Source organism: Propioniciclava sp. (assembly GCF_029977985.1).
GTDB lineage: Bacteria > Actinomycetota > Actinomycetes > Propionibacteriales > Propionibacteriaceae > Propioniciclava.
Window position 1 is genome coordinate 1 of record NZ_JARKOT010000153.1, and the last position, 26,204, is coordinate 26,204.

Annotated in this window: 29 protein-coding genes and 1 pseudogene; 13 read left to right on the forward strand and 17 right to left on the reverse strand. The window is 69.4% G+C overall.

Annotation, left to right across the window (positions count from 1 at the left end):
* The 3 genes from recF to dnaA all read right to left on the reverse strand — a co-directional run.
* Positions 1-566: DNA replication and repair protein RecF (recF, locus tag Q1K57_RS09465; protein WP_300081492.1), on the reverse strand; the 566-nt coding region annotated here is incomplete at its 3' end.
* A gap of 8 nt (positions 567-574) precedes the next feature.
* Positions 575-1,735, reverse strand: a complete 1,161-nt coding sequence (gene dnaN / locus Q1K57_RS09470; RefSeq protein WP_300081495.1) for a DNA polymerase III subunit beta — start codon at positions 1,733-1,735, stop codon at positions 575-577.
* Positions 1,736-2,111: 376 nt separating this feature from the next.
* Positions 2,112-3,485: a chromosomal replication initiator protein DnaA gene (dnaA, locus tag Q1K57_RS09475; protein ID WP_300081651.1), complete on the reverse strand. Its 1,374-nt coding sequence runs from the start codon at positions 3,483-3,485 to the stop codon at positions 2,112-2,114.
* Positions 3,486-3,846: 361 nt separating this feature from the next.
* Here dnaA and rpmH point away from each other — a divergent pair, with 361 nt between their 5' ends.
* The 6 genes from rpmH to rsmG all read left to right on the forward strand — a co-directional run bounded on the left by rpmH (position 3,847) and on the right by rsmG (position 6,916).
* Positions 3,847-3,984, forward strand: a complete 138-nt coding sequence (rpmH, locus tag Q1K57_RS09480; RefSeq protein WP_300081498.1) for a 50S ribosomal protein L34 — start codon at positions 3,847-3,849, stop codon at positions 3,982-3,984.
* A gap of 15 nt (positions 3,985-3,999) precedes the next feature.
* Positions 4,000-4,344: a ribonuclease P protein component gene (gene rnpA, locus Q1K57_RS09485; protein ID WP_300081504.1), complete on the forward strand. Its 345-nt coding sequence runs from the start codon at positions 4,000-4,002 to the stop codon at positions 4,342-4,344.
* Positions 4,341-4,580, forward strand: coding sequence for a membrane protein insertion efficiency factor YidD (yidD, locus tag Q1K57_RS09490; protein ID WP_300081507.1), 240 nt, complete (start codon positions 4,341-4,343; stop codon positions 4,578-4,580). Before rnpA ends, yidD begins: the two co-directional genes overlap by 4 nt.
* A 7-nt stretch (positions 4,581-4,587) precedes the next feature.
* Entirely contained in the window at positions 4,588-5,688 is a 1,101-nt protein-coding gene (gene yidC / locus Q1K57_RS09495) for a membrane protein insertase YidC (protein ID WP_300081654.1), read from the forward strand.
* 159 nt (positions 5,689-5,847) lie between these two features.
* Positions 5,848-6,315, forward strand: coding sequence for a R3H domain-containing nucleic acid-binding protein (locus Q1K57_RS09500; RefSeq protein WP_300081657.1), 468 nt, complete (start codon positions 5,848-5,850; stop codon positions 6,313-6,315).
* A 1-nt stretch (position 6,316) separates the two neighbouring features.
* The gene (gene rsmG, locus Q1K57_RS09505) at positions 6,317-6,916 is read left to right on the forward strand and encodes a 16S rRNA (guanine(527)-N(7))-methyltransferase RsmG (protein ID WP_300081510.1); all 600 of its coding nucleotides are present in this window, start codon (positions 6,317-6,319) and stop codon (positions 6,914-6,916) included.
* Positions 6,917-6,958: 42 nt separating this feature from the next.
* On the opposite strand, the gene Q1K57_RS09510 is transcribed toward rsmG, so the two are convergent.
* Entirely contained in the window at positions 6,959-7,477 is a 519-nt protein-coding gene (locus Q1K57_RS09510) for a 2'-5' RNA ligase family protein (protein WP_300081513.1), read from the reverse strand.
* A complete protein-coding gene (locus Q1K57_RS09515) occupies positions 7,462-8,160 on the reverse strand; it encodes a pentapeptide repeat-containing protein (protein WP_300081516.1) in 699 nt (232 codons plus the stop codon). Before Q1K57_RS09515 ends, Q1K57_RS09510 begins: the two co-directional genes overlap by 16 nt.
* A 153-nt stretch (positions 8,161-8,313) precedes the next feature.
* On the opposite strand from Q1K57_RS09515, the gene Q1K57_RS09520 reads away from it, so the two are divergent.
* Both Q1K57_RS09520 and Q1K57_RS09525 read left to right on the forward strand, forming a co-directional pair.
* Complete coding sequence (locus tag Q1K57_RS09520) at positions 8,314-9,825, forward strand: lipid II flippase MurJ (RefSeq protein WP_300081519.1); 1,512 nt, start codon at positions 8,314-8,316, stop codon at positions 9,823-9,825.
* A 56-nt stretch (positions 9,826-9,881) separates the two neighbouring features.
* Positions 9,882-10,511 carry a DUF1707 domain-containing protein gene (locus Q1K57_RS09525; RefSeq protein WP_300081522.1) on the forward strand — a complete coding sequence of 210 codons (630 nt, stop codon included), beginning with the start codon at positions 9,882-9,884 and terminating at the stop codon, positions 10,509-10,511.
* Here the strand turns inward: Q1K57_RS09525 and cobC are convergent.
* Together cobC and Q1K57_RS09535 are read right to left on the reverse strand one after the other, a co-directional pair.
* On the reverse strand, positions 10,502-11,563 hold the full coding sequence (cobC, locus tag Q1K57_RS09530; protein WP_300081525.1) for an Rv2231c family pyridoxal phosphate-dependent protein CobC: 1,062 nt from the start codon (positions 11,561-11,563) through the stop codon (positions 10,502-10,504). The genes Q1K57_RS09525 and cobC overlap by 10 nt on opposite strands.
* Positions 11,548-12,057 carry an NAD(P)-dependent oxidoreductase gene (locus Q1K57_RS09535; protein WP_300081528.1) on the reverse strand — a complete coding sequence of 170 codons (510 nt, stop codon included), beginning with the start codon at positions 12,055-12,057 and terminating at the stop codon, positions 11,548-11,550. Before Q1K57_RS09535 ends, cobC begins: the two co-directional genes overlap by 16 nt.
* Positions 12,058-12,227: 170 nt before the next feature.
* On the opposite strand from Q1K57_RS09535, the gene Q1K57_RS09540 reads away from it, so the two are divergent.
* Both Q1K57_RS09540 and Q1K57_RS09545 read left to right on the forward strand, forming a co-directional pair.
* Entirely contained in the window at positions 12,228-13,139 is a 912-nt protein-coding gene (locus tag Q1K57_RS09540) for a ParA family protein (RefSeq protein ID WP_300081531.1), read from the forward strand.
* A 13-nt stretch (positions 13,140-13,152) separates the two neighbouring features.
* Positions 13,153-14,088, forward strand: a complete 936-nt coding sequence (locus tag Q1K57_RS09545; RefSeq protein WP_300081534.1) for a ParB/RepB/Spo0J family partition protein — start codon at positions 13,153-13,155, stop codon at positions 14,086-14,088.
* A 110-nt stretch (positions 14,089-14,198) separates the two neighbouring features.
* On the opposite strand, the pseudogene Q1K57_RS09550 reads toward Q1K57_RS09545, so the two are convergent.
* From Q1K57_RS09550 to Q1K57_RS09565, 4 genes and pseudogenes are all read right to left on the reverse strand, one after another.
* Positions 14,199-14,549, reverse strand: a pseudogene (locus Q1K57_RS09550) (DUF3817 domain-containing protein); the annotation flags it as partial.
* 20 nt (positions 14,550-14,569) lie between these two features.
* Positions 14,570-15,325 carry an SURF1 family protein gene (locus Q1K57_RS09555; protein WP_300081537.1) on the reverse strand — a complete coding sequence of 252 codons (756 nt, stop codon included), beginning with the start codon at positions 15,323-15,325 and terminating at the stop codon, positions 14,570-14,572.
* The gene (locus tag Q1K57_RS09560; RefSeq protein ID WP_300081539.1) at positions 15,322-16,305 is read right to left on the reverse strand and encodes a D-alanine--D-alanine ligase; all 984 of its coding nucleotides are present in this window, start codon (positions 16,303-16,305) and stop codon (positions 15,322-15,324) included. The genes Q1K57_RS09555 and Q1K57_RS09560 overlap by 4 nt, the downstream gene beginning before the upstream one ends.
* Before the next feature lie 9 nt (positions 16,306-16,314).
* Positions 16,315-17,625, reverse strand: coding sequence for a PLP-dependent aminotransferase family protein (locus tag Q1K57_RS09565; protein ID WP_300081542.1), 1,311 nt, complete (start codon positions 17,623-17,625; stop codon positions 16,315-16,317).
* Between the two features lie 47 nt (positions 17,626-17,672).
* Here Q1K57_RS09565 and Q1K57_RS09570 point away from each other — a divergent pair, with 47 nt between their 5' ends.
* Complete coding sequence (locus Q1K57_RS09570; RefSeq protein ID WP_300081545.1) at positions 17,673-18,182, forward strand: GNAT family N-acetyltransferase; 510 nt, start codon at positions 17,673-17,675, stop codon at positions 18,180-18,182.
* Between the two features lie 117 nt (positions 18,183-18,299).
* Here Q1K57_RS09570 and Q1K57_RS09575 read toward each other — a convergent pair whose 3' ends face one another.
* Entirely contained in the window at positions 18,300-19,583 is a 1,284-nt protein-coding gene (locus tag Q1K57_RS09575; protein WP_300081548.1) for a citrate synthase, read from the reverse strand.
* A 177-nt stretch (positions 19,584-19,760) separates the two neighbouring features.
* Here Q1K57_RS09575 and Q1K57_RS09580 point away from each other — a divergent pair, with 177 nt between their 5' ends.
* On the forward strand, positions 19,761-20,306 hold the full coding sequence (locus Q1K57_RS09580; RefSeq protein WP_300081551.1) for a YceI family protein: 546 nt from the start codon (positions 19,761-19,763) through the stop codon (positions 20,304-20,306).
* Here the strand turns inward: Q1K57_RS09580 and rocD are convergent.
* From rocD to Q1K57_RS09595, 3 genes are read right to left on the reverse strand one after another with little or no spacing between them, the layout of a single operon-like run.
* Positions 20,293-21,543: an ornithine--oxo-acid transaminase gene (gene rocD / locus Q1K57_RS09585; RefSeq protein ID WP_300081554.1), complete on the reverse strand. Its 1,251-nt coding sequence runs from the start codon at positions 21,541-21,543 to the stop codon at positions 20,293-20,295. The genes Q1K57_RS09580 and rocD overlap by 14 nt on opposite strands.
* A gap of 47 nt (positions 21,544-21,590) precedes the next feature.
* Positions 21,591-22,829: an ABC transporter permease gene (locus tag Q1K57_RS09590; RefSeq protein ID WP_300081557.1), complete on the reverse strand. Its 1,239-nt coding sequence runs from the start codon at positions 22,827-22,829 to the stop codon at positions 21,591-21,593.
* Positions 22,826-23,743 carry an ATP-binding cassette domain-containing protein gene (locus tag Q1K57_RS09595; RefSeq protein ID WP_300081578.1) on the reverse strand — a complete coding sequence of 306 codons (918 nt, stop codon included), beginning with the start codon at positions 23,741-23,743 and terminating at the stop codon, positions 22,826-22,828. The genes Q1K57_RS09590 and Q1K57_RS09595 overlap by 4 nt, the downstream gene beginning before the upstream one ends.
* 73 nt (positions 23,744-23,816) lie before the next feature.
* Between Q1K57_RS09595 and Q1K57_RS09600 the strand changes: the two genes are divergently transcribed.
* On the forward strand, positions 23,817-24,092 hold the full coding sequence (locus tag Q1K57_RS09600) for a GNAT family N-acetyltransferase (RefSeq protein WP_300081581.1): 276 nt from the start codon (positions 23,817-23,819) through the stop codon (positions 24,090-24,092).
* Between the two features lie 364 nt (positions 24,093-24,456).
* On the opposite strand, the gene Q1K57_RS09605 is transcribed toward Q1K57_RS09600, so the two are convergent.
* The gene (locus Q1K57_RS09605; RefSeq protein ID WP_300081585.1) at positions 24,457-25,284 is read right to left on the reverse strand and encodes a carbohydrate ABC transporter permease; all 828 of its coding nucleotides are present in this window, start codon (positions 25,282-25,284) and stop codon (positions 24,457-24,459) included.
* A complete protein-coding gene (locus tag Q1K57_RS09610) occupies positions 25,281-26,204 on the reverse strand; it encodes a sugar ABC transporter permease (protein ID WP_300081589.1) in 924 nt (307 codons plus the stop codon). Before Q1K57_RS09610 ends, Q1K57_RS09605 begins: the two co-directional genes overlap by 4 nt.

A 26,204-nucleotide genomic window follows, 5' to 3' on the forward strand; every position in this document is an offset into this window, starting at 1 on the left:
TCGTCCCAGACGTCGAGCGTGGCCGCACCCGCGGCGTCCGACCGGCGACCGCCGAAGGATTTCAGCAGGGTCGAGCGCTGGCGCAGCACCCGGTCGTAGTCGGCCCGGACGCCCGCCAGCCGCGGCCAGCGCTGGGTGAGGAGATCGTCGAGGAAACGGCGCCGATCGGAGGGCTCGCCTTTCACCAGGGCGAGGTCTTCGGGGGAGAACAGCACGACGCGCAGCGCGCCGAGCAGGTCGCGGGGGCGTCTGAGCGGCCCGCGGTTCAGGGACGCCTTGTTGGCCCGCCCGGCGACGATCTCGATCTCGAGGGCGAGGGCACGCGGGTCGTCGACAGCTGCCTGCACGCGCGCCCGCACGATCGCTCGCGACGACCCGAACCGGATGAGCGGCGCGTCGGTGGCGACCCGGTGCGAGCCGAGCGTGGCGAGGTATTCGATCGCCTCGACGAGGTTCGTCTTGCCTTGCCCGTTGCGGCCCGTCAGGGTCGTGACCCCTGGCTCGAACTCGAGTTCGGCCAGGGGCCAGCTGCGGAAGTCCGCGAGACTCAGATGGGTGACGAGCACGCCGCCCTCTACTGCGGCAGGCGCATCAGCATGATGACGTGCTTGTAGTCGTCGACCGGATCGCCGTCCAGTTCGAGCAGCGGCGTCAGCAGGCAGGGCTTGCCGGGTGCCGTGAAGGCGAAGTTCACATACGGCGTGTCGAGCGCGTTGAGCGCGTCCAGCAGGTAGTGCGGGTTGAAACCGGCGGCCGTCATGGAGAGGCCCTCGCCGGTCTCGTCGGTCACGGTCGCCTCGACCGCCTCGACCGCCTGGGCCTGGTCGCCGGTGGCGGCCTCGAGGGTGATGTGGTCGTCGGCGATCATCATGCGCAGGCTCGTGTTGCGCTCGGCGACGAGCGCCACGCGGCGCACGGCCGCCACGATCTCGGCGGTGTTGGCGCGCACCGTCACGCTCGGCTGGACGCTCATCAGGTGCCGCACCTTCGGGAACTCGCCGTCGAGCAGGCGGGTCGTGATCTCCCGGACGCCGATGGTGCCGACCCCCGAGAAACCGATGAGACCGTCGCCACCGTCTGAGGACGAGAGGCTGAGCGTGACCGACTCGCCGGCCGTCATCGACTTGGCCGACTCGGCCAGGACGCGGGCGGGCACGAGCGCCGCACCCTCGGCACGGCCAGAGCCCGGACGCCACGGCAGCTCCTTGAGCGCCATGCGGTACCGGTCGGTCGCGAGCAGGGACAGGGTGTCACCCTCGATCTCGAGCCGGACGCCGGTGAAGACGGGCAGCAACTCGTCGCGGCCGGCGGCCACCACGACCTGGGAGACAGCCTGGGCGAAGGCGTCCGGAACGATCGTGCCGGTGGCCTCGGGCATGGCAGGCAGTTCGGGGTACTCGGCGACGGGCAGCAGCTGCAGCGTGAACCGGGCGCTGCCGCACGTGATCTCCATCTTGGTCGCGTCAGCGACCAGGTCGACCGGACGGGCCGGCAGGCTGCGTGCGATGTCTGCCAGGAGGCGACCGGAGACGAGGACGGTGCCCTCGTCGGAGACATCGGCGGTGAGCGTCACCTTGGCGGAGGTCTCGTAGTCGAAGCTCGACAGCACGACCTCGTTGCCGGCCGCATCAATGCGCAGGCCTGCGAGGATCGGCACGCTCGGGCGGTTGGGGAGGCTTCGGGCCACCCACTGGACGGCGTCGGCAAGAACGTCGCGCTCGACTCGAATCTTCACTGACTGTCTCCCTCAGGCGGATAGCTGCTGATCGATCATATCGACCACGGCTGACAGTACCGACCCGCCACGGCCGGGACCGGGCGCAGGGCGTCCGATCCACACGTGGGCAGTTCCGTGAGTTCGAAGAGCTGAAGTCTTTCTCCTTTCTTCATCGTCATCACGGTTGTGGATCCTGTGGACAAACGGCGTCGGCCCGTGTCGAGCCGTCGATGCAGGGGTGAACACCTTGTGGACGCGAAGGAAATCACACGGGGAGGATTTGTGGGTGGAGGCCCAGGGCCTCGAGGTTGTCCACAGAAAGCGTGGGTTGTCCACAGCCATGTCGGGGATAACTCCGGGCGTTTCCCCACAGGGGACAGCGAGGCGGCACCGCTCAGCGAGCCGACGCCGCGGCCTGCTTGATGCGGTTGGTGAGCTCGGTGACCTGGTTGTAGATGGTCCGCCGCTCGGCCATGAGCTGGCGGATCTTCTTGTTCGCGTGCATGACCGTGGTGTGGTCGCGGCCGCCGAACAGCCTCCCGATGGAGGGCAGCGAGGAGTCGGTGAGCTCCCGGCACAGGTACATGGCGATCTGCCGGGCGGTCACCAGCACGTGGGTGCGCGCCGGCCCGACCAGGTCGTCGTGCCCGACGTTGAAGTAGGACGCCGTCTCACCCATGATCAACTGGGGCGTGATCTGCGTCTCGACGCCTGCCGGGATCAGGTCGCGCAGCACCTCTTCTGCCAGGTGCAGGTCGACCGGCTGGTGGTTGAGGCTGGCGAACGCCGTCACCCGGATCAGCGCCCCCTCGAGCTCACGGATGTTCGTCGCGATCTTGCCCGCGATGAACTCCAGCACCTCCGGACTCGCCACCAGGTGTTCCGAGAGGGCCTTCTTGCGCAGGATCGCGATCCGCGTCTCGAGGTCGGGCGGCTGGATGTCGGTGAGCAGCCCCCACTCGAACCGGCTCCGCAGCCGCGGCTCGAGCGCCTCGAGGGCTTTCGGGGGCCGGTCGGAGGTCAGCACGATCTGCTTCTGCGCGTTGTGGAGCGTGTTGAACGTGTGGAAGAACTCCTCCTGCGTCTGGATCTTGGATTCCAGGAACTGGATGTCGTCGATCAGCAGCACGTCGATCTCGCGGTACGTCCGCCGGAACTCCGGCGTCCGGTTCTCCGAGATCGCGTTGATGAAGTCGTTGGTCAACTCCTCGGTCGACACGTACTTCACGCGCAGGTGCGGGGTGTACTGCCGCACGTAGTGGCCGATGCCGTGCAGCAGGTGGGTCTTGCCCAGCCCCGACTCGCCGTACACCATCAGCGGGTTGTACGACTTGCCCGGCGTCTCCGCCACGGCGACGGCTGCGGCGTGGGCGAAGCGGTTCGACGACCCGATGACGAAGTTGTCGAAGGTGTATTTCGGGTTGAGGCGGTCCCCGTTGCCGCCGTTGCCGCTCGGCGCGGCCCCGCCGCCGGCGCGGCCGGCCCCCAGCCCGTGCGAGGCCACCTCCAGCGGGAGCTCGGGTGCGGCGTGCCGTTCGGCCGATTCGAGGTTCGGCTCGAGGGTGGGGTCGACGCTGATCGCCAGGTGGATGGGGCGGCCGTAGTGCGCGGAGAGCCGCTGCTCGATCCAGGTGCGGTTGCGGGTCTCGATGCGCTCGCGGGAGGTGTCGTTGGGCACGGCGAGGAGGAACGTGGACTCGTGGAGGGCGACCGGGCGGGCGTTCGCGAGGCGGCCCCGGGTGGGAACGTCGGCGCCCTCGAGCACCATCGACCATGCCGGGACAAGGGGTGATGCGGCGTCCGGTGCCATGCCTCTCCCCTCGTGGTTTCCTGCGTCCACAACGTTGTCCACACCTTGTGGAATGCCGGTACGACGGCCGTCGCGACGAGGTCCGGGGGGCGGCGGCGCGTCGGGTCGTTGGCCGTTTACGCTAGCCCGTGGATCGGCGACCCGCAAATGGATTCGTCCAATTGGTTGGCCTGCACGGCGTGTCGCCTCGACGGGGGACCTGATTGCGGTCCAGTTTGCCCGCGCGCGGGCGCACCGCGTATCGTTGGACAGTCGTCCACAGGCGACGCCTGTGTCCGCGTGGGCACAGCTGTCCGATCCTTTGACTTGGGGAGCTCTCGTGAGCAAGCGCACCTTCCAGCCGAGCAACCGGCGCCGCAGCCGCACCCACGGCTTCCGCCTCCGCATGCGGACCCGCGCGGGCCGTTCGATCCTCTCGGCCCGCCGCAGCAAGGGCCGCGTCCGCCTCGCCGGCTGACACCGGCCCCCGCCGGTGCTGCCCGCAGACGCACGCCTGCGCACGGCCGAGGAGTTCCGCTCGGTGGTGCGCGGCGGTGTGAGGGTGGCCAAGCCGACGCTTGTCGTGCACGCCCTCGCCAAGCCCGGTCCGCCGTCGCGGGCCGGCTTTGTCGTGTCCAAGGCGGTCGGCAACGCTGTCACACGCAACCGCGTGAAGCGGCAGCTCCGCCACCTTGCCGCCGCGCGACTGGACGCCGAAGACGTCCGCAGCGTCGACCTCGTCGTGCGCGCCCTGCCGGCAGCGGCGTCCGGACGCCTCGGCGACGACTTCGCCGCCGCTTGGGGCACCGCCCTGGCCCGGCTGGGGGCAGCCGCATGAGGTACGTCCTGATCGGGATGCTGCGCGTGTATCGCGCCGTGATCAGCCCGCTCTACGGCGACGTCTGCAAGTTCCACCCGACGTGTTCTGCGTACGCGCTGGACGCCGTCACCACCCACGGCTCCGTCAAGGGGACGTGGCTCGCCCTCAAGCGCCTCGCGCGCTGTCATCCCTGGTCGCTGGGCGGGTACGACCCCGTTCCGGCCGCCCCGGCACCGAAGGTTCATCGTGTTTGAAGGCTTGATGGGTTTCCTCAACCTGATCATGTACCCCATCTACTGGGCCATGTCAGGCATCATCGTCGGCTTCCACTGGCTGTACAGCCAGCTGCTCGACCCCAACTCGGGGTGGACGTGGACGCTCTCCATCGTCTCCCTCACCGTGGTGATCCGGACGCTGATGATCCCCCTGTTCGTGCGGCAGATCAACAGCTCGCGCAAGATGCAGCTGGTCGCCCCGAAGGCCAAGGCGCTGCAGGAGAAGTACGGCCAGGACCGTGAACGCTACGGCCAGGAGGTGATGAAGCTCTACCAGGAGGAGGGCGTCAACCCGGCCGCCTCGTGCCTGCCTATCGTGCTGCAGATGCCCATCTTCATCGGCCTGTTCACCGTGCTCAACAACGCCTCCCGGGGAACGGCGACCGGCTACTGGCTGGAGCAGAACACCGATCTCATCGCTTCGCTGCAGAACGCCCAGATCTTCGGGGCGCCCATTTCGGCGACGCTGGCCTCGAGTGGCTTCCACCTCAGCCCGGTGCTCTTCGTGGCCGGCTTCCTCATCATCGCCATGACGGTCACGCTGTTCATGACGCAGCTGCAGCTCATGCGGAAGAACATGCCGCCGGAGGCGCTCGAGGGTCCGCTCGCGCAGCAGCAGAAGATGATGCTCTACCTCTTCCCGGCGATCTACCTGTTCACCGGTGTGAGCTTCCCCATCGGCGTGATGATCTACTGGTTCGCCTCCAACCTGTGGACGTTGGCGCAGCAGTACATCCTCATCCACAACAACCCGTCGCCCAACACGCCCGCCTTCATCGACTGGCAGGAGCGCATGCGCGCGAAGGGCAAGGATCCCGACGAGATCATCCGCAAGCGCACCGCCGCCATGCGCCGCACCGCCCGGCCGACGCCGGCGGCGTCCGACCCGACCAAGGTGGCCCGCCAGGGCACCTCGACGCCCACGTCCGCACCGGCGTCCGAGACGAAGCCGACGCAGTCCAAGGCGTCGCAGTCGAGGGACGCCGACGGCCGGCAGCGCATCGCGCGCCAGCAGCCGAACAGGCAGACGCGGGCGAACCGCAAGCAGGCACGTCCCCGCCAGACCGGCGATTCCCAGGAGGAGTGAACAACCATGAGCGCTGATCAGCAGACCGAGACCGACGCGCCGGAGGCGGTGGTCGAGTCGGGTTCGGTGGTGGAGGCTGTCGAGTCGGATTCGGTGGACGAGCTCGTCGAGACTACGCCCGAGGCGGCAACGCCGGACGAGGCGGACGCCGCGCCCAGGATGAGCAAGCGCGAGGAAGCGCTGACCAACGAGGGCGAGATCGCGGCGGACTACCTCGAGGAGCTGCTCGACATCGCGGACCTCGATGGCGACATCGACACCTACAACGAGGGCGGCCGGGCGCACGTGTCGATCCTCACGGAGTCGGCGGTGCTCGTGGGCAAGTCGGGCGAGGTGCTGGACGCGCTGCAGGAGCTCGCGCGGCTCGCGGTCATGACGGAAACGGGCCACCGCAGCCGCCTCATGCTCGACATCGCGGGGCATCGCGACAAGCAGCGCTCCCAACTGCAGGACCTGGCCGCCGACGCGATCGCCGAGGTGCAGTCGACGGGCGAGGCCGTGCGGCTCACCCCGATGAACCCCTACCAGCGCAAGATCGTGCACGACGCGATCGCCGCGGCCGGCCTCGTCAGCGAGTCCGAGGGCGAGGAGCCCCACCGCCGCGTGGTCGTCTGGCCCAAGCGCTGAGGTGAGTGCCGAGGACCTCTTCGGGGACGCCGCCGGCACGGCCGAGCGGTACGCCGCGATTCTGGCCACCCGCGGCGTCGAGTGGGGCTTGATCGGACCGCGGGAGGCGGAGCGCATCTGGGACCGGCACGTCGTCAACAGCCTCGCCGTCGCGGCTGCGACCCCGCAGGGCGCGACCGTGGTCGACGTGGGCTCCGGCGCGGGGCTGCCCGGACTCCCGCTGGCACTGGCCCGGCCCGATCTGCGGGTGACGCTGCTCGAGCCGCTGTTGCGCCGGGCGACGTTCCTCACCGAGGTCGTGGGCGAGCTCTCGCTGGGGGACCGGGTCGACGTCGTCCGCGCCCGCGCCGAAGACCACGACGCGACCTACGACGTCGTCACCTGCCGGGCGGTGGCGCGGCTCCCCAAGCTGCTCGGCTGGACCGCTCCCCTCATCGGACGCCGGGGGCGCCTGGTGGCGCTCAAGGGCGCGTCGGCGTCCGACGAACTCGCGGAGGCGGCGAAGGAACTCAAGCGGCACCGGCTCACGGCGACCATCGAGTCGGTGACCCCCTACCCCGGCGCGGAACCGACGACGCTGGTGGTCTGCCGCCGGCGTTGACGCCGATCACCCACTCAGCTGGATCCACCCAGCCGACCCACGTCAGCGCGAGGACCGGCTCTCCACGACCTCCCACGTGTAGACCCGCTCGTCACGGCCCAGCCGCAGCAGCGTGAGGGTGGGCCGGGCGGTGATCCATTCTGGCTGGGACGCCAACGCCTGCCTCAGCAGCGCGACGATGGGGGCGGCGGGGGCCGCCGCGTGGGCGTAGGCCAACGCGATGTGCGGCCAGAAGATGCCCCAGGTGCGGTCCCCGAGCACGGTGTCCACGGCGGTGCGTTGGGTCTCGACCAACTCACACAGCCAGCCGGACGCCGCCGGCGTCAGCATCACCGACTCCCGCGCCACCAGCACGTCCTCGATCACCAGCTCGACCGCTCCGAAGCGCTTCCAGGCGGCGAACACCGGCTCGGCCACGGCGGCGAGGGCGGCGCCGCTCACCTCGTCGGTGAACCCGACGCCCGTCATCGTCAGGTGCAGCCACGGCACGGGCACCGGGTCGAGGGCGGGCACGGTAGCCAGCGCCGGCGCCACGGCGGTGGCGGTCACGTCCGGTGGCACGGCGATCCTCGCGACCGTCCCTCCGTCGCGGTCTGCCCCCACGCCACCTCGAGGCCGAGGGCACCGGCGAGCAGGTGGGCGAGGTCGAGTAGGTCGCGCGGCTCGATGGTCGAGCCACGGAGCGACTCGACCCCGTGCAGGTCCTCCAGCCGGCTGGCGGTGAACCGGACGCGCGTCGTGGTCGCCTGGGCGAAGGTGGCGCCGGTGAGGTCGCAGTGGTCGAACCAGACGTCGGTCAGCTGGGCTCCCCCGAAGTCGGCGCCGTCGAGGCGACAACCCGAGAACACCACGCGGGTCAGGCGCGCGAAGCGCAGGCTGGCCAGGTTGACGGCGCAGTCGGTGAACGTGGCGTCGGTGATGACGGCCTGGGAGAGGTCAGCGCCGGTGACCCGGCAGCGAGTGAGAGCGATCCGCTTCCAGCCGGCATCGGTGAGCACGGCGTTGGCGAGGTCGACGTCGGCGAACTCCACGTCGGCCCACACCGGACGCCGCCATGCCGACCCGGCGAGGCTGCCGCCGGTCAGGTGAACGCCCAGGATCTCGACGAGCTCGAACGTGCCACCGGCGGCGTCCAGCCCCTCGAGGCAGCAGTCCTGCAGGATGCCCTCCGGCTCGAGGACCGCCGGTGCGTCGGGCAGCGTGGCGGCGAGCCGAGGGCGTCCGGGAGGCTTGGGTGTGGTCACGACCCGAGCTTGCCGCATCCGTGGCAGGCTGGGCGAGTGGCCGAGGGATCTGCGAGCGTGGGGCGCGCGAGCGCGCTGATGGCGTCGGGGTCCCTCGTCTCGCGGGTGCTGGGCATCGTGCGCAACGCCCTGCTTGTGGCTTGTGTGGGAAGCATGGGCGGCACGTCTGACGCCTTCCAGACCGCCAACACCTTGCCGAACACCATCTTCATCCTGCTGTCGGGCGGGGTGTTGTCGGCGGTGCTCATCCCCGAGATCACGCGCGCGATGGCCCGCGCCGACGGCGGCAAGGAGATCATCGACCGCCTGCTGACGGCCGCGTTCGGGCTCGTGACGGTCGTGGCGCTCATCGCGACGATCGGCGCCGCGCCGCTCATCACGCTGTTCCAGCTGCGGGGGGCTTCGCGCGATCTGGGCATCTTCTTCGCCTTCATCTGCCTGCCGCAGATCTTCTTCTACGGGGTGTCGGCGATCCTCGGGCAGGTGCTCAACGCCTACGACCGGTTCGCGGCCGTCATGTGGACGCCGGTGCTCGCGAACCTCGTCCAGATAGCCGGCATGGGCCTCTTCCTGGCGCAGTACCTGGGCGCCGAGCCACCCGAACGGTGGACGCCGCCGATGGTCTGGCTGCTCGCCGGCACCGCCACGCTGGGCGTCGCCGTGCAGGCGCTGGGGCTGCTGCCCGCGTTCACGGGGACGGGCTTCCGCTTCACCCCCCGTTGGGGTTGGCGTGGCTACGGGTTTCGCCGACCGTTCAAGGTGGCGATGTGGACCATCACCGCCCTGCTGGTCGGCCAGGCCGGCGGCGTCGTGGTGACGATGGTGGCGAACGCGGTGGCGGCCTCGGCGCGGGCAGGTGGGCTCGAGGTGGCGGGCTACATGGTCTACACGCTCGCCTTCCAGATCTTCATGGTGCCCCACGGCATCATCACGACGTCGATCCTCACCGCGCTGTACCCGCGCATGTCCCGGGCTGCGAACGCCGCCGACACCGAGGCCCTGCGCGCCGACGTCACCCAGGCGATCACCGTCCCTGCGCTCATCATGGTGCCGATCAGCCTGGCCGCCGTCGCGCTGGCCGCACCGGGCGTCAAGGTACTCACGCCGAGCCTGTCCCCCGCTGGGGTCGCCAACCTCGCGCTCGCGTTCGCGCTCATGGCGATCGGCCTGTTCCCCTACGGCCTGGCGGCGCTGCAACAGCGTTACTCGCTGGCCCGCGGCGACGGCCGCATGAACTTCCGCTTCCAGGTGGTCATCACCGCGGTGCAGCTCGCGTCCTGCGCGCTCGCGCTCGCTGTGCCGCCGCAATGGGCGATCGCGGCCATCTGTCTCGGCCAGACGGTCGGCAACTCCGTTGCGGCACTCGCGTTCCTGTGGATCTCCCAGCGTCAGCTGGGTGGACTGCCCCTGCGCCACATCGGACGCCTCCTGCTGCAGTTGCTGCTGGCCAGTGTCCCCGCCGGGCTGTTCGCATGGTTCCTGGTCGCTTGGCTGGCGTGGTTGCACGACTTCTCGTGGTCGAGCTCCCTGCTGGCGCTCGGCGCGGGCGGCGCCGCGTTCGTGGCGATCTTCCTCGTTCTTGCCGCCTTGCTGCGCATCAAGGAGCTGGATGCCCTCTGGGCGCGCCTGCCGTTGTTCTCCCGGTGGGCTCGATCCGAGGGGTGAGGCCGAAGGGCCCTTCGGTGGATGAGGAACACCGCAACCGCCGGTACGGTGAGGGGGTGACCGGGACCGAGCCGCGACGTTACCGCGCCAGTGACGCGGAGCGGGACGCGGTGCTCGAGGTGCTGAACGCCGCGCACACGGCCGGTCGCCTTCGCCTGGGCGACCTGCGCGAGCGCCAGGAACGCGTGCTGGCCGCCGACTTCCGCGACGAACTCCCCGCCCTCACCGCGGACCTGCCAGAGGGTGACCAACTCCCCCTGCGGGCATCGCTGCGCCCTGCGGCGGCGCTCCCCCGGTCCGGGAGCGCGACCGACCTGGTTCTCCGGGCCGAAGACGTGCGGCAGACCCTGACCCTGCTGCGCGGTCGGTACGTGCAGGTGCCGCCCGGTGAGTCGGCCAGCGGCTTCGTGATCCTCGGCCGCGACGTGGTCGACCTCGCCGCGGCCCTCGGCCCCGGCATTCGACTCGAGGTGGAGTACCACGCGCTCGCCGGCAGCGTCCGGCTGCTCGTCCTGCCCGGCGTCCGGGTCGTCGACGAGACCCGCAGCGGTGTCGTGGGCGGGGTGTCCTACCGCCTCGGTGCGCGCGGGGACGGCAGCCACGGCACCCTCGTCCTCCGCGGCAACCTGACGCTCAGCAGCATCGAGGTGCGCCTGGCGCCGCAGTATCGGAAGAACTACCGCTGACGCAGCGACGCGAGCGCGGCCACGAAAGCGTGTCCGGTGGCGGGGTCGGGCACGGCGACGCGGATCCACGAGGGACCCAGGCCCGGAAAGGTCTCCCCTCGTCGCACCGCGAAGCCGAGCGACGCGAGGGGTTCACGCACCGATCCCGGCCCCACTGAGGCCGTGTCGACGAGCACGAACGGGGCGCCCGCGCGGGCCGGCGGTACCGGATAGTGCGGGAAGCCGGCGGCGGCCAGGGCAGCGCTGAGGGCGGCGCGGTCGGCGTCCACCTGCGCGACGATGCGGGCCGCCTCGGCCGCGGCCTGCGGGGTGGCGCAGGCGGTCATCGCGCGCAGCGCTGGGGTCGAGACCTCCCACGGCACCTGTTGGTTGGCGAGCCGCGCGACGAGCGCGGGATCGCCCACGACGTAGCCGCTGCGCACCCCCGCGAGCCCCCACAGCTTGGTGAGCGAGCGGACGACCAGCACCCCGGTGAGGTCACCCCCGGGGGCGAGCGCGGTCTCGGCGTCGCCGGCGAAGTCCATGAACGCCTCATCCACCACCAGCACGCGCTGCGGCGCGCGCAGCCGGGTGATCTCGGCGCGGGGGTGCAGCACCCCCGTGGGGTTGGTCGGGTTGCCCACCACCACGAGGTCGGAGTCTGCCGGGACCTGGGCGGCGTCAAGGGTGAACGGCGGCCGGAGTGCCAGCCGTCGGACAGGGCGCCCCGCTCGACGCAGGGCCGCCTCGGGCTCCGTGAACTGCGGGTGCAGCACGGTGGCTCGCTCGGTCGCCAGCGCTCGTGCCACGAGGGTGAAGGCGGACGCCGCCCCCGCCGTCGGCAGGACGCACGCCTCGTTCACACCGTGCCAGGCGGCGAGCTTGGCACGCGCTTCAGCGGGGTCGGGATAGGCGACCCACGTGGCGGGCGTGCCGAGAGCCTCGGCCAGCCACGGCGGGGGGCAGGGCCGCACGTTCACCGCAAGGTCGATGAGGCCGGGCAGCGCGTCGGCATCTCCGTGGTGGTGGAGGTCGGCCTCGTCAGCGAGGGAGGGGGTCACAGGTCGCTCCACGCGCGTAGCGCCTCGAGCGCTACGTCGCGCGCCGCGGCCGAACGGCGGGGATCCCGCTCCCCCACCACGCCCACGCGCAGGCCACCGACCGCCCCAGACGCCGGAGTCCGGGCCGAGCCGCCCGTAGCGTCGTCGCCCCGGACGCAGAAGACATGCTGGCGCTCGCACGCCGCCGCCACCGTTGCGTTGACGGCGGGGTCGTTGGTGAGCGCCAGTACGTACCAGCGGCCCTCGACATCGCCGTCGGCGTACGGGCGTCCGTGGAAAGCGATGCGGCCATCCTGTGCAGCCTGTTCGATCCTCTCGGTCGCGGCCGGTGCCACCACCGTGACCATGGCGTTGGCGTCAAGGAGAGCGGTGAGTCGCCGCGTTGCCACCACTCCCCCACCCACGACGAGGACGTCACGCCCACGCAGATCCAGTGCGGCCAGGTAGAACGGCGGGGGCGTGGGAGCCTCCCCCTCCCGCCTGAACTCGTCGGCTATGGCAATCACCCCCAGCGGCTCAAACTAGCATGAGGGAATATGTCGATAGACGGATGAATCGGTAAACAGGGGAAGCGATTTAATGACCTACCGACCCGTCTCTCGGCGGTGTGGCACAGGAGGCGATCAGGGATGACCCAGTACAGTTTGTGCGACGCACAGAGAGGCCTTCCCACTTCATGAGCGAAACCATCAGCGCGCGGCGCGTCGCTTTCGATGAGCCCGAGATCAGCTCCTCACCCAGCGAGGCGCCGGACGACCTGGCGATTGACGTTTCACGTGAAACACCCTCGCTTCCCCGACCCGACGAGCCACGCATCTTGGTGGTGGCTAACCAGAAAGGTGGTGTCGGGAAGACGACCACCGCCGTGAACGTCGCCGCGGGCTTGGCGGGGGGTGGGCTCAGGGTCTTGGTGATCGACATGGATCCACAGGGCAACGCATCCACAGCATTGGGTGCAGTACATGACGAGGGGGTTCAGGGCACTTACGAAGTGCTCGTCGACGGCAGCCCCATCATCGACGCGGTGCAGCGCTGCCCGGATGTCCCCGGACTGTGGGTGCTGCCGGCGACAATCGATCTCGCGGGCGCGGAGGTCGGCCTGGTAGCCACCGTTTCACGTGAAACGCGCCTCCGCTCGGCGCTCGCGACCTTCTTCGATCGCTACTACGTGGACTACGTGCTCATCGACTGCCCACCCTCGCTCGGATTGCTCACCCTGAATGCCCTCGTAGGCGCAAAAGAGATCATGATTCCGATCCAGTGCGAGTACTACGCCCTGGAGGGAGTCACCCAACTCCTCAAGACGATCAACCTTGTCAAGGGGCGGCTCAACGACAGCCTCACCCTGACAACCGTGATCCTCACGATGTTCGACGGCAGGACCAACTTGTCGGCGCAGGTGGCCGACGAGGTGCGCAAGCATTTCGCCCGCGAGGTGCTCGAGACGGTGATCCCCCGTTCGGTGAGGATCGCGGAAGCACCCAGCTACGGCCAGACGGTGCTGTCGTATCAGCTCGCGTCGGTGGGGGCGCAGCAATACCTGAAGGCAGCGCAGGAGATCGCGGCCCGCGGCGTCCAGCAGCAGTAGAAGGAGACAGACGATGACGACCAAGCCGCGCACGGGCCTCGGCCGCGGACTCGGTGATCTGATTCGACCGACCGGCGAACCCGACACCACGGAAGTGAACCCGACAACCGCGGGCGATGACCAGGCTTCACTCGTGCCGGCACCTGCTGGCGCGGCGTTCCGTGAGATCGACGTGGTCAAAGTCACCCCGAACCCGAAACAGCCTCGGTCTGTCTTCGACGAGGATGAACTGGCCGAGTTGAGTGCCTCGATCCAGGAGGTGGGACTCCTGCAACCGATCGTCGTCAGGCCGGTGGGCGATGGCTACGAGCTGGTGATGGGGGAGCGCCGCCTCCGGGCGACGAAGCAAGCCGGACTGGCCACCATTCCGGCCATCGTGCGGGACACCGATGAACACGACCTCCTCCGCGACGCCCTCCTCGAGAACCTGCACCGCGCCCAACTGAACCCGCTGGAGGAGGCAGCCGCCTACCAACAGATGCTGGACGACTTCGGCTGCACCCAGGAAGAGCTCTCCACCCGGATCAAGAGGTCACGGCCGCAGATCTCGAACACGATCAGGCTGTTGCGCCTACCGGCGCCCGTCCAGCGCCGGGTCGCTGCCGGCGTTCTGTCCGCTGGGCACGCGCGGGCCCTCCTCGCTCTGGAGGATCCGCTCGCGATGGAGCGCCTGGCCCAGCGCGTCGTGGCCGAGGGGCTCAGCGTGCGCGCCGTTGAGGAGATCGTGGCCGTGGGTGAGCGGTCGACGACCCCGCGCCGGAGCGCGGTCCGTCGCGCCCCCTCGCCCCGCGCCGAGGAACTCACCTCGACCCTCAGCGACAGCCTCGACACGCGCGTCAACGTGCAGATCGGCCGCAACAAGGGGAAGATCACCATCGAGTTCGCGGGGGATGAGGATCTCGATCGAATCCTCACCATCCTCCGGCATGGCGTACCGACACATCACTAAGTCGACAAATCTGCCCTACGCCGCCGACCGGCCCCACTCCCCTCTCGTCCGGCGGCGGGGTGATGCCGGGCTGCGCGCGGGCGCACCGGCGGCGTCCAATTGATGAAATGTCAGGCGGAGCCCGCATCAACGCTGGCGAGCCGGGCACGGACGTCCTTGGTGGCGTAGTGCTCGGCCACGAACGACATGAACGGGACGGTACCGCCCAGAGCGATGAGGCCGAGGCGCAACCACGGCCACCTCACCCGGCGCCCCAGGTCGTACGCGGTGATGAGCAGGACCATGTAGAGGTAGCCGTGTGGCACGCCCGTCCAGGTGATGACGGTGTCGTTGTGCCAGACGTACTTCAGCGGCATGCCGACGAGCATAAGGACGACGAGAAGGACGCCCACGATCCAGGCCATGACCCGGTAGCGCAGGAGGGCGCCGCGGATGCCGGGGACGTCCTCGGGTTCGATCGGGTGGTCGTCGAGCGACATGCTCACGATGTGCTGGTCCCTTCGTGGTCGGCGTGAGTGGGGGAGTCGAGCGACGCAGCGGCCTCGGCCTCGGCAGAGACGGCGGCGCGCCGCCCGGTCACGTGGGCGATGCGCAGGCTGAGGCCGAGGGCGAACGCTCCGAAGACCCACCACTGCAGGGCGTACGCGCTGTTCCGGACGGATCCCTCCCCCTCGGGGAGATGAACCGGCGCCGGCTCGAGGCCCTGCGCCTCCGCGTCGTCGGCAGTCAATGTGATGAATCCCGGAACGAGGTGATGATCAGGCCACTTCTGGGCGAGCAGGGGTAGGCGCACCGACTCCAACGCATCGGGGCCCGCGTCGACGTCCCCCTCACCGGGCAACAGAATCCCGGTCTGAACCACTGTGCCCGGTGGGGGAGGGGGCACAGCGGCGCCCTCCGCCACCACACCGCGGACCACGGGCAGCACCCGGCCGTCAGCGAGCTCGAGCGCGGTCAGCACGCGGCGGGGTTGATCCTCGCTGTCCTGGATGATGAATTGAAGTTGTGGAACGTACCGGCCTTCGGCGAACACCGGCTTGCCGAACACGTCGCCGGTGATGTCGTGGGCGTCCATGTTCTCGGCGAGCGACACCGGCGCCTGCGCGGCACGCTCGGCGATCGTGCGGTTGCCGCCGTCCACGAACACCTGCATCTGCCACAGGCCGAGGATGACGCAGACGATCGCCGCCACGGCGCCCACCGTGACGAGCAGAACCTGCTGCAGACGCGTCTTCATGCCGGCGCGGCAGCGGCCCTCCGTGCCCTGGCGGTGGCGACCAGCGCCGAGCACACGTCGCCGAACGCCAACCCACCGGCCTCGATCGCCAACGGAACGAGCGATGTCTCGGTCATGCCAGGGGCCACGTTCACCTCGAGGAAGTACGGGACGCCGCCGCGGATGATCAGGTCGGTGCGGGAGATGTCGCGCAGGCCCAGGATGCGGTGGGCGGCCAGGGCCAGCTCGCTGCAGCGGGCCGCGAGGTCGGGGGTCAGGTCGGCAGGGGCGATGAAGCGGGTCTCGCCGGCGGTATAACGCGCCGCGTAGTCGTAGCTGCCGCTCAGCGGCTGGATCTCAACCGCCGGCAGAGCCTCAGGACCACGCCCGAGGTCCACGACGGACACTGCCAACTCGCGGCCCTCGATGAATTCCTCCACGATCGCCACGTCGCCGTACCCGAAGGCCGTCACGATCGCGGCGGGAAGGGCGGCGGCGTTGTCGACCCGGGTGCAGCCCAGCGACGAACCGCTCATGGCCGGCTTCACCATCATTGGGAAGCCGATGCCGGCGGCGAGGGCGTCCACGAGGGCGCGAGCACCGAGCTCGCGGAACATGTCCTGTGGCAGTGCCGCCTGCCGGGGCGTCGCATGGCCGGCGGCTGCGATGAGGGGCGAGGCGACCGCCTTGTCGAACGCGACATGGGAGGCGCGGCCGGGGGAGCCGACGTATTCGACGCCGAGGACGTCGAGCACTTCGCGCAGCGCGCCGTCCTCGCCGGCGCCGCCGTGCAACACGGGGAAGACGATCGGGTCGTCCATGCCCGCGATCACGTCGAGCAGTTGGGCGTTCACGTCCGACTCGGTCACCGCGTGGCCGGCCTCACGCAGCGCCTGGGCGACGCGGCGTCCCGAGCGGAGCGACACGTCACGCTCGTGCGACAGCCCTCCGGCGAGGACGATGACGTGGGTGGGGCCGGCAGGGTCCTTCGTGGCAGCCATGGCAACTCCTCAACTCAGGTTCGGGGACGGGCCGATCTCCGGCCGGTGGAGCGGTGTGTCGACGCCGAGACCGAACGTGGCACGCATGTCGAGCTCGTCGGCGATGACCTTGCCGAGCCGACGGGTGCCTTCGTAGATGCGTTCGGCCGTCGGGAAGCAGTAGGAGGCCCGCAGGTTGCGGCTGCCGAAGCCGTCGGCGTAGAAGGCGGTGCCGGGGACGTACGCGACGCGCTCGCTGACCGCCCTGGCGAGGAGTGCCTGGCTGTCGAGCCCCTCGGGGAGCGTCACCCACACGAAGAAGCCACCCGTCGGACGCGTCCAGGTGGTGCCCTCGGGCATGTGGTCGGCGAGGCCGCGCAGCATCGAGTCGCGGCGCTCACGGTACATGTCGCGGAAGGCGACGATCTGGCCACGCCAGTCGTAGTGCTCGAGATAGGTCGCGATCGCGAACTGGCTGAACACCGGCGGCGACAACACCGCCGCCTCCTGAGCGATGACGAGGCGCTCACGGACGGCCGGCGGTGCGAGCACCCAGCCGATCCGGAAGCCGGGGGCGAAGGTCTTCGAGAACGAGCCGAGATAGATCACGTGATCGTCGAAGGACCGCAGTGCCGGCAGCGGATCGTTCTCGAAGGTGAGCAGGCCGTACGGGTTGTCCTCGACGACCAGCAGGTCGACCTCGCGAGCCACGTCGAGCAGGGCGCGGCGGCGCGCGACGGTCTGGGTGATGCCCGTCGGGTTGTTGTAGTTCGGAATCATGTAGAGGAACTTCACGCGTTTGCCCGCCGCCCGCAACGTGACCACCGCCTCGCGGAGGGCGTCCGGGAGGAGGCCGTCGGCGTCCATCCCCACATGGTGGATCTCCGCCTGGGAGGCGTTGAACGTGCCCATCGCCCCCACGTAGCTCGGCGCCTCACAGAGCACGACGTCGCCCGGGTCGACGAAGATGCGCGTGACCAGGTCGAGCGCCTGCTGGCTGCCGACTGTGACCACCACGTCATCGGGGTTGGCGTGCACCTGCTCCTCGGCCATGATCTCGACGATCTTCTCGCGCATGAACAGCTCGCCCTGCCCGGAGCCGTACTGCATGGCCTGGACGCCGTGGCCGCGAACGAGCTCGTCGAACGAGGCGCCGATCTGGCCGAGCGGCAGGTCGGTGATGTTCGGCATGCCGCCCGCGAGCGAGACGACCTCGGGCCGGTTGGCGACGGCGAAGAGAGCTCGGACTGCAGAGACCGTCATGGACGAGGTGCGTTCTGCATACTGGTCGACATACGGGTCCAGCCGGGTGCTACGGCTGGGCTGCACGGGTGAGCTCACCCGGCCAGTCTCCCACTTGGCCGGGCGTCAGCCAAAGGAGGTGGCCGGTGCGATCGCTCGTCCCCCTGGACAGCCGCGACCTCGCCACGCGCGCTTGCCCCTGGTGCGGCCGGACGCCCCAGGGCGCGACCTTCGGCCTGAAAGCGGTGCGCGACGGGCAGGTCGTGGGCCTGCTGGCCGCAGCGGCGGCGTCCGAGCTGGGGGGCTTCTATCCCAACGGCAGCGTCGTGATCACCCAACTGTGGGTGCGCCGGGAGGATCTGGGCGAACTCATCGGCACCCAGCTCGTCCAGCGGCTCGCGGCGCGTGCGGTGGCGCGGAAGGTGCGCTCCGTGGTGGCCCACGGCACCCGCGGCGTCCCGGACTGCCGGCACCTGCCCGCGGACTGGCTCGAGGGGCGCGGGTTCGTCGAGTGCGTCACCGGGACGCAGTGGCGGCTCGACCTGCGGCGCACGATCCGGGTGCCGGAGGCCGTCCGGGGCATGGTGGACGCCGCCGTGCGCGCTGTGCGTCCGGAGCGCCCGGCTCCCGCTGGGCGGGCCGTACGGCCGCGCTGACTGGTGTGTGGCGGTCGGGTGCCACCCCCGTGTTGCGGTCCGGGCTCACGGATGGAGCGCTGGAGCGCCCTCTTCGTGAGCCCCGACCGCAACACAGGGGCAGGTCTAGAGGGGTGGTCAGCGATCGGCGATGGGGACGTAGTCACGCTGGGTCGCACCGACGTAGATCTGGCGCGGCCGGCCGATCTTGTTCGTCGGGTCGTTGACCATCTCGCGCCACTGGGCGATCCAGCCGGGGAGGCGTCCGAGGGCGAACAGCACGGTGAACATGTCGATCGGGAAGCCCATCGCCTGGTAGATGAGGCCCGTGTAGAAGTCGACGTTCGGGTAGAGCTTGCGCTCGACGAAGTAGTCGTCCGAGAGCGCCGCCTCCTCGAGCTCGAGCGCGATGTCGAGCAGCTGGTCGGAGCCCTCGCGCGACTTCAGGATCGAGTCCGCGTGCTTCTTGATGATGGCTGCGCGCGGGTCGTAGTTCTTGTAGATGCGGTGCCCGAAGCCCATGAGCTTCGTGGTGTCCTTCTTGTCCTTCACCTTGGCGACGTAGTCCTGCACCGAGATGCCGTCGTCGCGGATCTTCGCGAGCATCTCCAGCACGGCCTGGTTGGCGCCGCCGTGCAGGGGGCCGGACAGTGCATGGACGCCGGCGCTCACCGACGCGTACAGGTTGGCCTGCGACGACCCGACGAGGCGGACGGTCGAGGTCGAGCAGTTCTGCTCGTGGTCGGCATGGAGGATGAGGAGAACGTCGAGGGCTCGAGTGACGGTGTCGTCGAACTCGTACGGCTCCGTGACCCGCCCGAACGACATGCGCAGGAAGTTCTCGATGTAGCTGAGCGAGTAGTCGGGCCACAGGGTCGGCATGCCGGTGGAGTTCTTGAACGAGTACGCCGCCAGCGTCGGCACCTTCGCCATGAGGCGCTGGGTGGCGGCGTCCACCTGCTCGGGCTCGAAGCCGATGGTGTCGGTCGAGAACGTCGACAGCGCCGTGATGGCTGCCGACAGGACCGGCATCGGGTGCGATCGACGCGGGAAGATGCGGAACAGCTCGCGCAACCGCTCGTCGATCACCATGTGACGGCTGATCTTCTCGGTGAAGTCCTGCAGCTCGGCCTCGGTGGGCAGTTCGCCGTAGAGGACCAGGTAGGAGGTCTCGAGAAACGTCGAATTCTCTGCGAGCTGCTCGATCGGGTAGCCGCGGTACTGGAGGACGCCGGCGTCCCCGTCGATGTACGTGATGGCCGACTTGCACACCGCCGTGTTGGCGAAACCGATGTCGAACGTGGTGTCGCCCGTCTTCGCGAGCAGCTTGCCGATGTCGTAGCCGTTGTTGCCCTGGCTGGCCTCGACGAACGGCAGCTCGAGGGAGCGGTCGTCGGCGGTGAACGTGGCCGGGTTCGTCATCGAACTCCTCCTACGAGAGATGTGGCGGGATCCGGAGCCTGCGGCGTCCGGAACAGCTTCACCCTACTCGCTGCAACCCGTTGGCAACCAGACTAGTTGAGAGTTCAACAAAGCGTGCTATGCTCGTCGTGTAACGAAGCGCAGGACACGATCCACCACAACGAAGGAGCAACTCCCATGACGCAGATCACCGATCTCAAGGGCACCTACACGCTCGACCCGTCGCACAGCGAGGTCGGCTTCACCACCCGCCACGCGATGGTCACGAAGGTGCGCGGCGCCTTCTCCGACTACTCGGGCACCGCCACGATCGACGGCGCCAACCCCTCCGCCTCGAGCCTCGAAGTCACCGTGCAGGCCGCCAGCATCGACACCCGCAGCGCCGACCGCGACGCGCACGTCCGTAGCGCCGACTTCTTCGACGTCGAGCAGTACCCGACCATCACCTTCCGGTCGACCGACTTCGCCGTCCACGGCGACACCGTCGACGTCACCGGCGACCTCACCATCAAGGACGTGACCCGCTCGGTCACCATCCCCTTCGAGTTCAACGGTGCCGCCACCGACCCGTTCGGCCACGAGCGCATCGGGTTCGAGGGCAAGGTCGACGTGTCCCGCGCCGACTTCGGCCTCACCTGGAACGCGGCCCTCGAGACCGGCGGCTTCCTCGTCTCCGACAAGGTCACCCTCGAGTTCGAGGTTTCGGCCGTCAAGCAGGCCTGAGCACCCCGCGGGCGGCGTCCGCGAACGCAGCGAGCAGGTGGGCGATGACCTCGTCCACCTGCTCTTTCGTGATGACGAGCGGGGGAGCGAGCCGGATCGTGTGCACGTGGGTGTCCTTCGCGAGGACGCCGCGGCCCAGCAGCGCGTAGCACAGGTCCTTGGCGGTGCCGAGATCCGGGTGGACGTCGACACCGAGCCACAGCCCCGCCTGCCGGAGCGCGGTGGCCTGGCCGGAATCCAGCAGCGGCTGCAGGCCGGCGCGGAGCTGAGCGCCGCGTTCGCGGGACGCCGCCTGCATCTCGCCGGTCTCGAGCAGCCGGACGACGGCGCTGCCGATCGCGCAGGCGAGCGGGTTGCCCCCGAACGTCGACCCGTGCGTGCCCGGGGTGAACACGCCGAGCACGTCCCGGTTCGCCACCACCGCCGACACCGGCATGATCCCGCCGCCCAGCGCCTTGCCGAGCAGGTAGACATCGGGGACGACACCCTCCCGGTCGCAGGCGAACGTCTCACCGGCGCGGCCCAGCCCCGACTGGATCTCGTCCGCGATCATCAGGACGCCGCGGCGCGAGCAGATCTCGCGCACCGCCCTCAGATAGCCCTCCGGCGGCACGATGACGCCGCCCTCGCCCTGGATCGGCTCGACCAACACGGCGACCGTGTGGGCATCGATGGCGGCGTCCAACGCGTCGGCGTCGCCGAACGGAACGTGTACGAACCCCGCCGTGAAGGGCGCGAAGTTGGCGCGGGCGTCCGGATCGTTGCTGAACGAGATGACGGTCGTCGTCCGGCCGTGGAAGTTGCCCTCCATGACGACGATCGTTGCCGCGCCCTCCGGCACGCCCTTCACCTCGTAACCCCATTTGCGGGCCGTCTTGATGGCCGTCTCGACGGCCTCGACGCCGGTGTTCATCGGCAGGACCACCTCCTTGCCGCAGAGGCGTCCGAGCGCCGCGACGAAGGGGCCGTACGGCTCGGAGTGGAACGCGCGGGAAGTGAGCGTCAGGCGGTGGAGCTGGTCGGACGCCGCCGCCACCAGATCGGGATGGCCATGGCCGAAGTTCACCGCCGAATAGGCCGCGAGGCAATCCAGGTAGGCGTTGCCGTCGATGTCGTGCACCACCGCACCCGCGGCGTCCGCGATGACGACCGGCAGCGGGGCGTAGTTGTGGGCACCCCACAATTCGACCTGCTCGATGGCGGCCTGCTGACGGGCCGAGGGTGCCGGAAAGCCCATGGATCGATCCTCCTCGCGGGTTGGGAGGACCCGAGCCTACGCCCGGCTCACGCCGAGGCGCGCAGGATGCGCTTCAGGCTGAGCCGCTGGTCGTAGGCGATGGAGCCCTCGCGGAACAACCGGACGCCGACGCGCAGCGCGAGCACTGCCGACGCCAGCAGGATGGCCAGCACCAGGCCGCTCTGCCACCACGCCAGCGAGCCCAGGGCGTTGCGCAGCAGGGACGTGACGGGCGCGGTCAAGGGGAAGTAGGTCATCACCTGGGAGACGACGGAATCAGGGGCCTGCATGACGAGCGGCATCGCGTACAGGGGCAGGAACATCGTGATCATCACCATGCCGAACGCGGAGCCCGCATCCTTCGCGGTAGGCATCACCGCGCCGATCGCCACGAGAAGGCCAGCGAAGAGCAGGAAACTGGCCAGGAACAGGGCGGCGCCCACGAGGACGCGCGGCAGATCGATGCTCACCTGGCTGAGCATGGCCTGCGTCAAGGCAGGATCGGTCCCCGACGGTGCCCGCAAGAGTCCGGGCATCAGGCCGAGGGCCAGCATGGGCACGAGCAGGACGGCTCCCTGCACGATGCCCACCAGGACGACGCCGATCACCTTGCCGACGATGAGCGTGGTCGGATGGATCGTGGTCAGGATCATCTCGGTGACCCGGTTCTCCTTCTCCTCGACCGTGATGTTGAGCATCTGCTGGCCCAGCATGACGACCGCCATGAACAGCGCCACCAGGAACAGGCCGGGCAGCACAGCGGCACCCCAGCCGGGGCTCAGCCGGCCGTCGGCCCACAACTCGGCGTTCACCGGGACGCCCTGCAGGACGCCGGTGAGGGCCGGATCGCCGATGCGGTGCTCGGCGGAGGCGCGCAGGAGGTTCTGGGCGACGGCGGGCCAGCGGCCCGAGTCGGTGAGCCCGAGGTCACGCCCCACGATGTGGACGCCGTCGGTGACGGGATCCGCGGGGATCTCGAGGAACAGGTCGGCCTTCCCGTCGCGGACCGCCTGAGCTGCGGCCGCGGCGTCCGGCGCGAGTGTCCCGCCGAGAGTGGCGGCGACCTCGGGGACGACGAGACCCGAGGCGTCCGTGTAGGTGAACGTGACCGGCTTTGCCTCACTCTCCAGGGAGGTCTGGGCGGCCGTCATGCCGCTGAAGAAGCTGAGGCCGAAGATGAACGCCATCAGGAGCGGCACCGACAGGCTGGCGATCCAGAAGGTGGGCTTGGCGAGCGTGCGGCGCACTTCGAAGGCGACGACGGTGGCCAGGTTGTGCGTCCTCATGCGTGGACCTCCTCGGTGGATGCGTGACCGTAGACCTTGAGGAACACCTGTTCCATCGAGGTGCGCGTGGAGTCGAAGGAGCGGACCTCGACGCCCGCGTCCACGAGGGCGCGCAGAGCCTGCTGGGCGGAGACGCCCTCGGCGAGCTCCAGTTCGGCGTAGTTGCGTTCGGTGGTGGTGACCTGCCAGAGGGGTGACGGGGGGAGGACGCCGCCGTGGTGGAGGCGGACCATGCGGCCACCATAGGCGTCCTGCACATCGGGAACCGTGCCGTACGCCTCGGCGCGACCGTCCTTGAGCAGGAGGACGCGGTCACAGAGGCGCTCCACCTCCTCCATCTGATGGGTGATGATGACAACCGTGGCGCCGCCACGGCGCTGGTCCTCGACTATGTCGAGCAGGAGGCGGCGGTTGACCGGGTCGAAGCCCTTCGTGGGTTCGTCGAGGATGAGGATCTTCGGGTTGTCCATGATCGTGACGCCGAGCTGGACCTTCTGCTGCTGGCCGCCGGACAGCTTGTCCAGACGCGTCTTCGCGTGCGAGGCGAGGCCCACGCGTTCGAGGTAGTAGGTCGACCACAGCGCCGCCTCGGTGCGGCCCATCCCCTTGAGCTGGCCGAAGTAGGTCATCACGTCGAGGACCTTCTCCTTCTTGTACAGCCCGCGCTCCTCGGGGAGGTAGCCGAGGGACGCGTTGTGGGCCGGGTCGAAGGGCCGCCCCTCGACCAACAGCCGGCCGGCGGTGGGCGTGTAGATGCCGAGGAGGGCGCGGATCGTCGTGGTCTTCCCCGAGCCGTTCGCGCCGAGAAGACCGAACGTCTCGCCGGGTTGGACGTCGAAGCTCAGCCGGTCGACGACGGTGGTCGGGCCGAAGCGCATGATGAAGTCGTCGACCTCGATGACGGGGGAATCCATGACGCCCATGCAACCATGCCGGGCCGACAATGGGCGTCCGACCATGGTCGAGCCGGTCGGCTAGCGTGGGTCCATGGCGGACGAACTGGTCGAGAACACTGCGTCCCAGCGGTACGAACTCCTGCGCGACGGGGTGGCCATCGGCTACGTCACCTATCGGGACGCGGGCGGCGTCGTCACGCTGCCGCACACGTACGTCGAGCCGGCCTTCCGCGGGCACGAGGTGGCGAGCCGGGTCGTGCAGTACGCGCTGGACGACCTCCGTGAGCAGGGCAGGCGTGTCGAGCCCGTGTGCCCCTACGTGGCCGCGTGGATCGACCGGCATCCCGAGTACGCCGATCTGCTGTAGGACGCCGCCGGCTAGAGGGCGTATGTCGTCATCGTTGGGTGGGAACGGTGGGCTCGGCGTGGCCCTGGTGTGCACCTGCGTGCTGCGCCACCGGTGCTGGGGCACTCCTTTCACAGCACGGATTCGCACACGCCCGACGAGGATGGCCGTCGCACGGACCTCCCGGCGTGCCGAGAGGGACGCGTGGGCGAGGTGGCGCGCAGTCGTGAACTCGTACCGAGCGTCCAGGAACGACCGAGCCATGCGCGAAACGGACGGACGAGATCGGGCATGTCTGGCGGAACGGACGGAGGAGATCGGCCATGTCTGTGGCAGCCGCAAGGGAGGCCGTCGGTTTCGGCGTGAACCGCCGGGGCTCGCGGCGCTACTTCAGGCCCGAGCGCTCGACGCCCTGCACCAGCCAGCGCTGGAGGAACGCGAACACCACCAACGACGGGGCGACGGCGATGAGCGCGCCGGTGAACATCTCCGGGTAGCGGACGCCTTGGCTCGTCATGAACTGGCTGAGCACGACCTGGATCGTGCGCATGGCCGGGTCCTGCGCGATCAACAACGGCCACAGGAACGCGTTCCAGGCGCCGATGAACACGATGGTGCCCACCGCCGCGATCGTGCCACGGGTGTTGGGCACGACGACGCGCCAGAAGGTGGTCCATGTGTTGGCCCCGTCGAGGGCCGCCGACTCCTCCAACTCGCGCGGAAAGTCGAGGAACGCCTGCCGGAACATGAACGTCGCGAACGCCGAGAACAACACCGGCACGATGAGCCCCCGGTAAGAGCTGATCCAGCCGAGCGTGCTCACCATGACGAACGTGGGCACGAACGTCACCATCGCCGGCACCATCAGGGTGAAGACGGTCAGCCCGAGCACCACGCGGGAGGCCCGCGTTCGCCATCGGGCCAGCGCATAGCCGGCCATCAACGAGATCACCACGGTGAGGACCGTCTGCACCACCGACACCACCGCCGAGTTCGCCAACGCCTGCCAGACGCCCAGCCGCGGGTTGCCCAGCACGGCCGTCAGCGTGGTGAGATCGAGTTGGTCGGGCCACCAGTTCCAGCGCGGCGACACGATGGCCTGCTGCGTGCTGAACGCGTTGCGCCAGATCACGTAGAAGGGCAGCAGGAACAAGACGGCCAACACGGACGCCGCCGCGTACGCCAGCGCCTGACCGGTCCGCGACGGCTTCACCGGTCCCCACCACCGATCGCCAGCAGCCGATTCTGCAGGAGGCTGAACGCGAGGATGACCAGCGTCAGGATCATGGTTCCGGAGGACCCGATGCCGAGGTCTTGGGCGCCGCCGCCGAACGAGATCAAGTAGAGGTAGACGAGCGGGGGCCGGGCGAACGGCGGGTAGCCGCCCGCGGTGATGAGGGTGTTGTAGAACTCGTCGAACGCCTGGAACGCGTTGAACAGCAGCAGCATCGACACCGCCACCGAGGTGGGCCGCAGAAGCGGGAACGTCACGTGCCAGAAGCGGCGCCAGCCACCGGCGCCGTCGAGGGCCGCCGCCTCGGCGAGCTGGGGATCGATCTGGTTGAGCCCGGCGATGAACAAGATCATGTAGAAGCCGACCTGCAACCACAGGCGCAGACTCACGAGCACCAGCCAGTACCAGGTGTTCTCCCCGCCCAGCCAGTTGATGGGCTGCAGGCCGGCGGCGGCGAGCAGCGTGTTGGCCAACCCGAAGCGCGCGCCGTTGAAGAAGGCCATCCGCCACACCATCGCCGCGATCACATAGCTGACGGCGGTCGGTAGGAAGAACGCCGACCGGAAGAACGCGCGCAGCACCGTGATGCGCTGCAACAGCAAGGCCAGCCCCAACGAGCAGGCGAACGTGAGCGGCACGATGAACACCGCGAACGCCACGAACGTCGCCAGCGAATCGAGGAACAACCCGTTGTTCAACAGCGACACGTAGTTGCCGAGCCCGACGAAGCGGGTAGGCGTCACCGTGTTGCGGGCGTCGTAGAAGCTCAGCCCCGCACTCCACAGCAGCGGCACGTACACGAAGACCAGCAGTCCCGCGAGAAACGGGGCGACGAACGCCCAGAACCACAGGCGGTTGCTCCGGGCCAGCGTCGTTCCGGACCGGCGCCGGTCGGCCAT

What these genes read in the sequence shown, in the direction of transcription:
- dnaA (WP_300081651.1), bottom strand. Translation starts at nt 3,485, where the DNA reads ATGGTGCTCGAGGGCGCCGACGTTCCCACCCGGGGCCGCCTCGCGAAC.
- yidD (WP_300081507.1), top strand. Translation starts at nt 4,341, where the DNA reads ATGAGGTACGTCCTGATCGGGATGCTGCGCGTGTATCGCGCCGTGATC.
- yidC (WP_300081654.1), top strand. Translation starts at nt 4,588, where the DNA reads ATGGGTTTCCTCAACCTGATCATGTACCCCATCTACTGGGCCATGTCA.
- Q1K57_RS09500 (WP_300081657.1), top strand. Translation starts at nt 5,848, where the DNA reads ATGAGCAAGCGCGAGGAAGCGCTGACCAACGAGGGCGAGATCGCGGCG.
- Q1K57_RS09520 (WP_300081519.1), top strand. Translation starts at nt 8,314, where the DNA reads ATGGGCGGCACGTCTGACGCCTTCCAGACCGCCAACACCTTGCCGAAC.
- Q1K57_RS09540 (WP_300081531.1), top strand. Translation starts at nt 12,228, where the DNA reads ATGAGCGAAACCATCAGCGCGCGGCGCGTCGCTTTCGATGAGCCCGAG.
- Q1K57_RS09545 (WP_300081534.1), top strand. Translation starts at nt 13,153, where the DNA reads ATGACGACCAAGCCGCGCACGGGCCTCGGCCGCGGACTCGGTGATCTG.
- Q1K57_RS09555 (WP_300081537.1), bottom strand. Translation starts at nt 15,325, where the DNA reads ATGAAGACGCGTCTGCAGCAGGTTCTGCTCGTCACGGTGGGCGCCGTG.
- Q1K57_RS09560 (WP_300081539.1), bottom strand. Translation starts at nt 16,305, where the DNA reads ATGGCTGCCACGAAGGACCCTGCCGGCCCCACCCACGTCATCGTCCTC.
- Q1K57_RS09575 (WP_300081548.1), bottom strand. Translation starts at nt 19,583, where the DNA reads ATGACGAACCCGGCCACGTTCACCGCCGACGACCGCTCCCTCGAGCTG.
- Q1K57_RS09580 (WP_300081551.1), top strand. Translation starts at nt 19,761, where the DNA reads ATGACGCAGATCACCGATCTCAAGGGCACCTACACGCTCGACCCGTCG.
- rocD (WP_300081554.1), bottom strand. Translation starts at nt 21,543, where the DNA reads ATGGGCTTTCCGGCACCCTCGGCCCGTCAGCAGGCCGCCATCGAGCAG.
- Q1K57_RS09590 (WP_300081557.1), bottom strand. Translation starts at nt 22,829, where the DNA reads ATGAGGACGCACAACCTGGCCACCGTCGTCGCCTTCGAAGTGCGCCGC.
- Q1K57_RS09595 (WP_300081578.1), bottom strand. Translation starts at nt 23,743, where the DNA reads ATGGATTCCCCCGTCATCGAGGTCGACGACTTCATCATGCGCTTCGGC.
- Q1K57_RS09600 (WP_300081581.1), top strand. Translation starts at nt 23,817, where the DNA reads ATGGCGGACGAACTGGTCGAGAACACTGCGTCCCAGCGGTACGAACTC.
- Q1K57_RS09610 (WP_300081589.1), bottom strand. Translation starts at nt 26,204, where the DNA reads ATGGCCGACCGGCGCCGGTCCGGAACGACGCTGGCCCGGAGCAACCGC.